This window comes from Longibacter sp. (assembly GCF_051155795.1).
Classification (GTDB): Bacteria; Bacteroidota; Rhodothermia; order Rhodothermales; family Salinibacteraceae; genus Longibacter.
In genome coordinates, this window is sequence record NZ_DAXETW010000131.1 from 1 (window position 1) to 9710 (window position 9710).

Here is a 9710-nt window from a genome sequence, read left to right on the forward strand (position 1 = left end):
GACGAAGCCGACGTGGCCGCCTTCATCCGGTACGTCAAGGGTCAGGAGGTCGTGCCGTCGCGCGAGGTCGACCGGGTAGCAGCTGTCGGGCAGAAACGGGTCGTTGGCCGCGTTCAGGAGCAGCGTCGGGATGGCGATGTTTTCGAGCAGGGGTTTGCTGCTGGACTGCCGGTAGTAATCGCGCGCGTCGCGGAATCCGTTCAGGGGAGCCGTAAACGCGTCGTCGAAATCCGTCAGCGTCCGTACTCCGTTCATGATCGACGCGTCCACCGCGTCGGGGTGCATCTGTGCCTTTCGCCGGACGGTTTCGCGCAGAGATCGCAGGAAGTACTGCGTATAGTGCCAGTTCGATCGCGCGGAAATCTGCCGGGAGGAGGCTTCCAGGTCGACCGGCGTCGAAATCGCGACAGCACGTCGGATGCGATCGTCCACCGACGCGCCGCGCTCTCCGAGGTACTTCAGCGTCATGTTGCCTCCGAGGCTGAACCCGACCAGGGCGGCACGCCCATACCCGTTCGACAGTGCGTGCTGCACCACCGTTTCCAGATCCTCGGTTTTCCCGCTGTGATAGGTCGGGACGGTGCGATTCAACTCGTCACTACAGCCTCGCAGATTCCAGGCAACCACATCCCAGCCGTGTCGAACGAGGGCGCGCGCCATGCCCCGCATGTAATTTCGCTGCGCACTTCCCTCCAGCCCGTGGGTCAGGATGGCGACCCGGCGGATGCGTGACGGTTCGGACAGGCGATCGTTGTCGCGGGGCCGCGTCCATTCCAGATCGAGAAAGTCCCCGTCCGGCGTGTCGATGCGCTCTCTCCGCTCGTAGTAAAAGTCGACCGTTCGAAAGAGCGTCGCGTAAAGCGTTTGTGCGTGTCCGCCGATCAGCCAGGCGGGGGCGTCATAGGAGGACGAAACGACGGGCATCGGGGAGAGACAATCGGTGGGGGAAAACAGTACGGGAGGCGGCAGAACGACGCATGCCGGCGATTGGGCCGGGTTATGACAAGCAGGTGGTTCGGATGGAACGTGCGACCGATCTCTATTCCAGGGACAGACCTATTGCACCAAACATGCGCCCGGTGACCCCGTCTCCGGCCCGGTAGGAGTAGAAGTCGTCGTTGTCCATCATCGTGCAGTAGGGCGACACCTCGACGCGTTCGCCAGTGAGTCCGACCTGCTCCAGTTGGTCCCGGACTACGGCTTTGAGGTCAACGTGAGGGCGGGGCCATTCGTCCCGGCGATGCACGTGTTGGGAGTCGAATTGTGCGGCGACCTCGGGGCCGACCTCAAAGGCGTCGAGCGAGATGCACGGGCTGACGTAGGCGGTCATGTTCGATGGCATGGCGCCGAGGCCGATCATGGCCTCGACCGTGTTCGCCGCGATGTTGGCGACGGTACCGCGCCATCCAGCGTGGCATGCTCCGACGACGCCGGCGTGCAGGTCCGCGAGAAGAACGGCGGCACAGTCGGCCGTACCGATGCAGAGGAGCAGGCCCGGCGTGTCGGTCACGAGGCCGTCGCAGTCCGGGATTACACCGGCTTCGGTCGCGATCCGAACCGTAGATCCGTGGATCTGGCCGGCCTCGACGATCTGACCGCGGGATGTGCCAAGTGCATCGCAGAACCGCCGGCGATTTCTAGCCACGTTTTCCGGGTCATCCGCGGTCGTTGTCCCGAGGTTGAGGCTCTCGTAGGGTTTCGGGCTCACGCCTCCGTTCCGCGTGGAAAAGCCGGCAGCTAGACCCGGATGATCGGAAAATGCGGACGGGCGAAGGAGCATAGCGGCGACGGCAGTGGTCGGTTCAGGAAAGAAACGTCTATAACGCGGCTCGCGCGATCGCCGTTGGCATTTCGCAACCGGTCCACTGCCGGAAGGCGTCCGCGGCCTGGCCAATCAGCATCTCCAGGCCGCCGATTGCTGTCGCGCCGCGTTCAGCGGCCTGACGCAGAAGGCGCGTCTCCCGGGGAGCGTAGACCAGGTCGTAGACGATCTGACCTGATGAGAAGTCGTCCGCCTCTTTCCACGGGGTTTCCCCGTCATCGGGCTGCATCCCTACGGGGGTTGCGTTCACGACCAGCCGGCTGGCGCGAACGGGCGCTTCGGCAAACGCCGTGGCGGCGATCGCGGTGTCCCGCGCCCAGGGGGCGAACTCACGGGCGAGCGACTCCGCCTGCGCGGGCCGGCGAGCGGCAATCGTCAGCCGGTCCAGGTCGAAGCGCGTAAGCAGGCCGTAGACGACCGCCCGTGCCGCACCGCCGGCGCCGAGGACCGTAGCGCTCCCCGCATCGAGGGTGTCGGCGTGGTCGGTAAGCGGCATAACGAACCCCGCCACGTCGGTGTTGTCGCCTCGGAGATGCAACGGCTCGTCGCCGGTACCTTCGCACACGATGGTGTTCACCGCACCCACCGCCTCCGCCGTTTCCGACACCTCATCGAGAAGGGGAAGGACCGCCTGCTTGTGGGGAATCGTCACATTGGCGCCCAGAAAGTGCATTGCGCGGAGCCCGTTCACGGCCGCCGTCAGATCCTCTCGCCGGACCGGCGTCGCCACGTAGGCAGCATTCACTCCTTTCGCGTCAAACGCCGGGTTGTGGAGGGCGGGCGACAACGAGTGTTCGACCGGGAAGCCGAGCAGTGTGACGAGACGCGTCTGCGCGTCAATGGGCATGAGGTAAGGGGGCGGGGTGGTCGGGGCAGATTGGTTGGTAGATGAAATCAGACCGCACGGTGGTGGGTTTCCGCAGGGTGAGTCATAAATAAAGCGGACCGCCCGAACGATCGGGGCGGTCCGCTGGGAAGACCGTCGTGCGCCGGCGGTGGCACACGGGACGTGTCATGATGCTGTGTTAGAAGCGCTGCGACAGGCCGATACCGACGAAGAACTGATCCAGGTTGTCGTCCACGCGGTAGCCCGTGTTCAGGTCTACCTGCGTATTGCTGGACGCGAGGTACGTCAGGCCACCTTCGACGAAGTTCGTATTCGCGCTGTCGTTGTAAACGCCGTAGTAGCCCACGTAGGCACCGAGCGCGTCGTTGATGGAGAAGTTGAGCGTCGGAATGAAGAGGGCTGACACGTTGCGGTCGTCCTGCACGCCGCCGTCCCAGAAGAACTGCGCTCCACCGTTCAGCGTGAGCGAGACGCCGGTGCCGAGCTGACCGTCCAGGAGCAGCGCAAGCGTTTGCACCGCGCGCTGGTCGGGGTTGCTATCGTAGACGCCCGTCTGGACAGGAATCAGCGTCGAAGAGAACGCCGACACGGTTGTCGTGGCATTTCGGAAGATTCGGGCCTTCGCTTCGACGGCCGGGCCGAAGTATCCGTCTTCAAAGGTGGTCTCTGGCTCGGTCGACAGCGGGTCGGAGAGTGGACCGTCCTGGACCTCGACGAACTGGTACGAGCCGATGTTTGCACGAAGCTCGACGGCGTCGGTAACCCCGTAGCGGAGGAGCAGTTGGCCGAGGTTATGATCGATCGCCGATTCATCACCGAACTGGTCGGCCGTGTTGACGAAGCTGTAGCCGAGCTCCGCCTGGACGACGCCCTGCTGGACCGTCGCCGCGGCATTGCTGAAGCCCGGGCGATCCGAGGACAGTGGCTCATCGACCATCTGTGCCATCGACGACGGCGCCGCCATCGTGATGATCAGCAGGAGAGCAAGACCTGCAGAAAGCGTTCGCGCTATGTAGTCAGTGTTCATGTCAAAACAGGAATCGTGATCAAAATCGACGTGACGAGAGCCGCGAGGGCCATCGTGCGGCGTCCCGTATGGGTAGACACAGGCCGCCGATCCACCGGGCGGGGTAACGATGGTATTACGCCGGATTCCTGGTTGATTACAAGGTCGCACCTCTGCGGGCCGAGCGGGCGATTGGCATGATCAGACATCCGCGCAGGGTGCCCTCGCGGGATGCAAAATTCACGCTGGCTGCAAAGCCTGTACGTCCGTTACCCTATCGAACGACACCTTCGCGTTCGCCGCGGCGGTACAGTTCGTAGAGCCGCTGGATCCCGTTCGGGTCGCCGATGATCGTGACGCGGTCGCCTTCCTCGAAAGAGGTGCTACCGTTCGGCACGATGATGTCGCCGCGCCGCCGGATGAGCGCGACCAGGTTGCCAGCCGGGACATTGACATCACGCACTTCTCTTCCGATGAACTCTTCGGTATTGGTGCCGCTCAAGAGCTGGAGGGTGAGGTAGCGGTCGTGATGCAAGAGCGACTCCTTCACCTCCTGCTCGTCGTTGGCGGAGCGCCATTCGACCAGGAAGTCATCGTCGTCCGTGCGGCTCGCAAGAGTTGCAAGGGTTCGGAGGTGCAGGCTCTGCTCGTCCTCCGGGGTGACGAGGAAAAAGATCGCGTAGACCGGCTCCGATCCGCTCTCGCCCGTGATGTCCGGGTCGATGTCGACGCAGATGCCGGACTGGCAGTGCACCATCACCATAGCCTGGCGGTTGATGCCGCTGGCGCGGACGTACGGCAACGCTGCGCCGTGTGAGACCGAGGTGGCGCTATGCTGGGTGCCTTCCAGGAAGTCGTGCTTGAGCGTTTCCGCCGAAATGGACAGGTGCTCGGCAAGGATTTTCGTCGCACGCTCCACGACCGATGCGTAGTCGGTGGGTTCTTCGAGTTGCAAGATTTCCGCGCGGGCCACGAGGCGCTCGAATTCGGCGTCGTCGGTGGATCCTTTTTCTTCGAGAATGCCCTGAAGTTCGCTGTCGAGACCGTCGTAGCGGAATTTGCCGAGGCGGGCGAACAGATGGAAGATGGCGCCTTCGCGGGCGACGTTCCGGGCGTAGAAGAAGTACCACCCGATGCCGGCGATGACGATGCCGCCGGTGAAGAGGATGGCGAGCGGGCCCATCTCCGTGATTAAGAAGAAGGCGATCACGATGCCCAGAATCTGAGTCCACGGGTAGAAGGGGGACCGGTACCCGGGCGCATAGGACGGGATGCGGCTCTCGCGCATGATGATCACGGCAAAGTTCACCAGCCCGAAGATGAGAAGCTGGAACGCACTTGCGAGCTTCGCCACGCCTTCTTCGCTAAGTCCGAAGATGACCAGCAGCATCAATACCGCGGTGATGGCGACGCCGAAGGTCGGCGTTTTGAAGCGTCCGAGCTTCGCGAAGTGCTCCGGCAGCAGTCGGTCGCGCGCCATCGCGAGCGGGTAGCGCGACGCTGAAAGAATGCCGGCATTGCCGGTCGAGGCGAACGCGGCGATGGCAGCAACGACGACGAGGATGAGTCCGCCCCCGTACGGGAGCCAGGTCAGGAAGACCTCACCTGCCGTCGCGACCGGCGTGAGGTCCTGTCGGAGCTCCGCCGGATTGAGCACGCTGACCATAATGTACACGCCCACGACGTAGAGGATGGTCGCGGTCAGCAGCGAGAGAAACATCCCCAGCGGAATATTTCGATCGGGGTTCTGCACCTCTTCTGCGACACTGGTTGCCTTCGTGAGTCCGGCGTAGGAGACGAAGACGAGGCCGATCGTTGAGAAGAAGCCGGTGGCGCCGAAGGGGAAGAACGGCGTCAAGTCGCCCTGTACCTGTGCAGGATCGCCCCCGACGACGGTGAACAGGCCCTGAACGGTGAAGAAGACGAGGACCGCCACGAGAATAGCAACGAGAATACGTTGCAAGCCGCTTGTTTCCTTCGCACCCACGACGTTCAGAACGGCAAAGGCGACGGTCAGCGCGGCGGCAAGCGGTTTGATCGGCACCTCGAAAAAGATCGCCAGATACGCGCCCATCCCGATCAGCGCGAACGCGCTCTTGAAAACGAGGGCGAGCCACGTCCCGAGACCGCCGACAGTACCGGCGAGCGGGCCCAGGCTGCGGTCCAGGAAGTAGTACGTGCCTCCCGACTTCGGCATCGCCGTCGATAGCTCAGCCATGCTGAGCATGGATGGCATGATCAGGATGCCTGCAATGAGGTAGGCCAGAATGGCCGACGGACCGGCTTCGGCCGTTGCCAGGCCGGGCAGCAGGAAAAACCCGGAGCTGAACATGGCCCCGGTGCTAATCGCATAGACGTCGAACAGCGTCAGTGACTTGTCAAGTTTCTTCGCACCTGATGCGGAAGATCCAGCCATGATGTCAAAATAAACCGAGTGGAAGCGCCGGGGTAAAGGTAGCGCGGGGTGGGTGAAAGCACAGGTCACGGGGCAGTTTCCCCGGAATCCGTGAATCAACGAATGACAACCGCACCGTTACGCCCCCTTATGCCCCGATGAAGGAGGGGAAAGGCCCCGGGTCGCGGTGTGCGATGCGGGGAAAAGCGGATGTCAGGTGGGATTCGACCCCGGGGGATCTTCGACGGGTTGGTTCGAGGCGGACGACGCGGTAGAGGCTTCGCCCTCCGGCTCGTTGAAGAAAAAGACGGAGCTGTCGCCGCCTTCGACGAGGTGCACGCGTTCCCCGGCGCCGACCATCGCGATGAGCGTGTCACCCTGGCGGAGCGAGAAATTGCTTTCCTCTGATACAATTACCAGTTCTCCGTCCCGCTCGATAAACAGGGGAAATACGGAGATGTCGCCCGTTTGCTCCTGCAGGTCGTCGTAGGTGTAATACTCTTTCTCGCCGTCGTCGAACAGCCCGCCGTCCTCTTGGAGATCGAAGGCGCGGATGGTGCCACCCTGGTCGAAGTGGTCCTCGATTTCGGCGTAGCTTGTGGTTTCGCCGAAAAGGGGGCGACCGCGCAAGTGTTTCGGCATTTCGCCCTGTTTGCTGTGGCGGCTTTCGTGCTGCGCGGCAAGCTGGTAGATGTCCGTGGTTTCGAACACTTCCGAAAAGTGGAGGGCGGTAAGCGACGCCACCTCGTCATTTGGAATGGTGATCAGCAACCGCCCGGTGCTGCTCAGGTCAAGGTCGTCGAGGACGGTTTCGGAGAGCGCGTTTGCCCGTCGCGCCGGGAGTCCCGCGTCCTGGGCGCGGTGGACGTGGTCCGCGTTGGCATCGACGAGATGGACCTCGTGTCCTTTCTCGTGCAGGAATGCCGCGATGTGACGGACCCACTCCGCGGCCCCGACGAAGAGGATGCCCTCCGGGTTCGGTTCGGCGATCCCGAGCCACCGGGCAAGCGGGGCGGCGGTCAGGCCGTAGATCGCGACCGTACCGACGATGATAAAGAAGATGGTCGGGACGACCGCCTCGACCTCGTCCGGGTAGATGTTGCGGAGTTGGTACGCGAAGAGGGACGCGACGGCGGCGGCCACGATTCCTCGCGGCGCCAGCCAGGCCAGGAAGGCTTGCTCCTCCCATTCCAGTTGCGTTCCGTAGGAGGAGAGGAAGACAGCGAGCGGTCGGACGAGGATCACCAGCAGCCCGAGGAAGATCACGGATTCGATCGTGATGAACTCGAGCGCGCCGAGGTTCAGTCGCGCACTTAGTAGAATGAACAGCGACCCGATCAGCAGGACCTGCAGGTTTTCCTTGAACTCGATGATCCGCTGGACGGGTGCGTACGGCTGGTTGGCCAGGGCGATACCCATGATGGTTGTCGTCAGCAGCCCCGACTCCTCCTTCAGCACGTTAGAGACGACGAACGCCGTCACGACGATCATGAGCGTGACCGGGTTGCGGAGAAAGTCGGGGACCATCCGCTGCTTCAGAATGATCAGCAGGAAGAAGGTGGCGGCCACGCTGACGCCCAGTGCGACGAAGACCTCGAGCCCGAGCCCGATGACGACGTGTTCAGCTGCCCCGCTCAACCCGGTGTGGCCACCGCTCTGGGCCGGCTCATGGATGAGTAGAAGGGTCTCCATCACGAGCACCGCGATGATCGCGCCGACGGGGTCGATCGTGATGCCTTCCCACTTGGCGACCGTGCTGATGCGTCCGCGCGGTCGCACGTGCCGGAGGAGGGGGACCACGACCGTCGGGCCCGTGACAGTCAGGATGGCGCCGATCAGGATTGCCAACTCGACGTTAAAGCCCATGACGATGTGGGCGAAGAAGGCCCCGAGGCCCCAGGTGACCAGTACGCCGATCGTAATCAGGTTTCGAACGGCGGACCCGACGGCCTGCAGTTCGCTCAGGCGCAGGCTTAGCCCGCCTTCGAACAGGATGATGCCGATGGATACCGAGACGAAGGCAAACAGCCAGTCTCCCTGCAGCGAGGCCGGCGACAGCAACCCGAAGACGGGCCCGGCCAGAAATCCCGCGATCAGCAGGAGAAGGATCGACGGCAACCGAAACCGCCACGCCACCCACTGGGCACCGATGCCCAGAACGATAACGGTCGTAATGTCGAGCAGGATAGATTCAGGCACGAACCGGGTCGGCTTGTTCGCGATGGAAAGCGTTGGACAATGGGGTGCTACTGACGTGTCCGCCGGGCGGGTCCATTACGGTTGTTCAAGGTTCAGCGGTCAGGGTTCAGCGTTCAAGGGTACACGGTCTCATCTAGCCAAAGAAACCCGACCAACCAAAACCCAAGCACGAAAACCGCCAAACAGTTTTTCACACCTTAGCAGTTCCCCTCGCCCGGGCGGTGTGACAGGTAAACCTACCCGACGTGGAAGAAACGCCCGGAGCGGTCGAGGCGTCGGTTGTACTCGTGGGGTGGGGAGCTGTCACGGCGGCGGGCGATACCGGCTGGGCGAATCCGGGCGTGCCGCGCCGCCATCGTGAAGGCTCGAAAAAGGTATTGCGCATCTGGATTTAAAAGCATCGGTGGCGACGCACCTGTTCGTGGAAGCGCTTGCAGTTGCGGGATGCACTGCCTTACATGCGGTACGGTCTGTGTTGCCCGTCTTGCCCCGGGCCCGGTCCGCATCACCTCTCTGAAGCTCTCGGGTCGCAGCCCGCACGTTACTCCTTTTTCGACAATCATTCTGTCATGGTCACATCAACGGCGACGCCGACGTCAAACGGTACCAAGCCGCACGGATTTCTCGCCCAGGTTAACCGCATGTTCGATGCGGCGGCGGAGCACAGCGACCTGGATGCCGGCATTCTCCGCCAGATCCGCGCGTGCGATAACATCGTGCGCTTCGAGTTTCCCATCAAGCGCGATGACGGGTCCATCGAAGTGATTCGCGGCTACCGCGCGGAGCACTCGCACCATAAGAAGCCTACAAAGGGCGGAATTCGCTATGCGACCAGCGTGAACGTGGACGAGGTGATGGCGCTGGCCTCGCTGATGAGCTACAAATGCGCGATTGTGGACGTCCCGTTCGGCGGGGCCAAGGGGGGTGTCTGCATCGACACGCGCGAGTACTCGGTTGCCGAACTCGAGCGCATTACCCGCCGCTACACGTTCGAACTGATCCGGAAGAATTTCATCGGCGCCGGCCTGGACGTTCCGGCCCCCGATTACGGGACGGGCGAGCGGGAAATGGCCTGGATGATGGACACGTACAATCAGATGACCGATGACGATCTGAACGCGCTCGGGTGCGTGACGGGCAAGCCGGTCGGTCAGGGCGGTGTCCGCGGACGGACGGAGGCAACGGGCCGCGGCGTCTACTACGGCATCCGTGAGGCCTGCAGCTACAAGCATGACATGGAAGAGCTGGGTCTCGACGTGGGCGTCGACGGTAAGAGCGTCGTCATTCAGGGCCTCGGCAACGTCGGGTATCACGCGGCGCGAATTCTCCAGAACGAGGGCCATGCCAAGATCGTCGGTCTTGCCGAGATCGAAGGCGCCATCTACGACCCGGAGGGCTTCGATATCGACGAGGTCATGAATCACCGGAAGACGACGGGGTC

7 protein-coding genes are annotated in these 9710 nt (G+C 62.9%); 1 reads left to right on the plus strand and 6 read right to left on the minus strand.

Going from position 1 to position 9710, the window contains the following annotated elements; translation table 11 throughout:
• The 6 genes from ACFCU0_RS13110 to ACFCU0_RS13135 form a co-directional block, all read right to left on the minus strand.
• On the minus strand, positions 1-924 hold a 924-nt coding region (locus ACFCU0_RS13110), incomplete at its 3' end, for a YheT family hydrolase (RefSeq protein WP_434974129.1).
• A 115-nt stretch (positions 925-1039) separates the two neighbouring features.
• On the minus strand, positions 1040-1780 hold the full coding sequence (gene pgeF / locus ACFCU0_RS13115; RefSeq protein ID WP_434974130.1) for a peptidoglycan editing factor PgeF: 741 nt from the start codon (positions 1778-1780) through the stop codon (positions 1040-1042).
• Positions 1781-1817: 37 nt separating this feature from the next.
• Positions 1818-2669, minus strand: coding sequence for a shikimate dehydrogenase (locus ACFCU0_RS13120; RefSeq protein WP_434974131.1), 852 nt, complete (start codon positions 2667-2669; stop codon positions 1818-1820).
• 178 nt (positions 2670-2847) lie between these two features.
• Complete coding sequence (locus ACFCU0_RS13125) at positions 2848-3696, minus strand: transporter (RefSeq protein ID WP_434974132.1); 849 nt, start codon at positions 3694-3696, stop codon at positions 2848-2850.
• A gap of 253 nt (positions 3697-3949) precedes the next feature.
• Positions 3950-6091, minus strand: coding sequence for an amino acid permease (locus tag ACFCU0_RS13130; protein WP_434974133.1), 2142 nt, complete (start codon positions 6089-6091; stop codon positions 3950-3952).
• Between the two features lie 192 nt (positions 6092-6283).
• Positions 6284-8269, minus strand: a complete 1986-nt coding sequence (locus ACFCU0_RS13135; protein WP_434974134.1) for a cation:proton antiporter — start codon at positions 8267-8269, stop codon at positions 6284-6286.
• A gap of 569 nt (positions 8270-8838) precedes the next feature.
• Between ACFCU0_RS13135 and ACFCU0_RS13140 the strand changes: the two genes are divergently transcribed.
• Positions 8839-9710, plus strand: an 872-nt coding sequence (locus ACFCU0_RS13140; protein ID WP_434974135.1) for a Glu/Leu/Phe/Val family dehydrogenase, incomplete at its 3' end; no start/stop codon positions are given.

Bases quoted from the DNA above. Each gene is read 5' to 3' on its own strand.
- pgeF (WP_434974130.1), bottom strand. From the start codon at position 1,780: ATGCTCCTTCGCCCGTCCGCATTTTCCGATCATCCGGGTCTAGCTGCC.
- ACFCU0_RS13120 (WP_434974131.1), bottom strand. From the start codon at position 2,669: ATGCCCATTGACGCGCAGACGCGTCTCGTCACACTGCTCGGCTTCCCG.
- ACFCU0_RS13125 (WP_434974132.1), bottom strand. From the start codon at position 3,696: ATGAACACTGACTACATAGCGCGAACGCTTTCTGCAGGTCTTGCTCTC.
- ACFCU0_RS13130 (WP_434974133.1), bottom strand. From the start codon at position 6,091: ATGGCTGGATCTTCCGCATCAGGTGCGAAGAAACTTGACAAGTCACTG.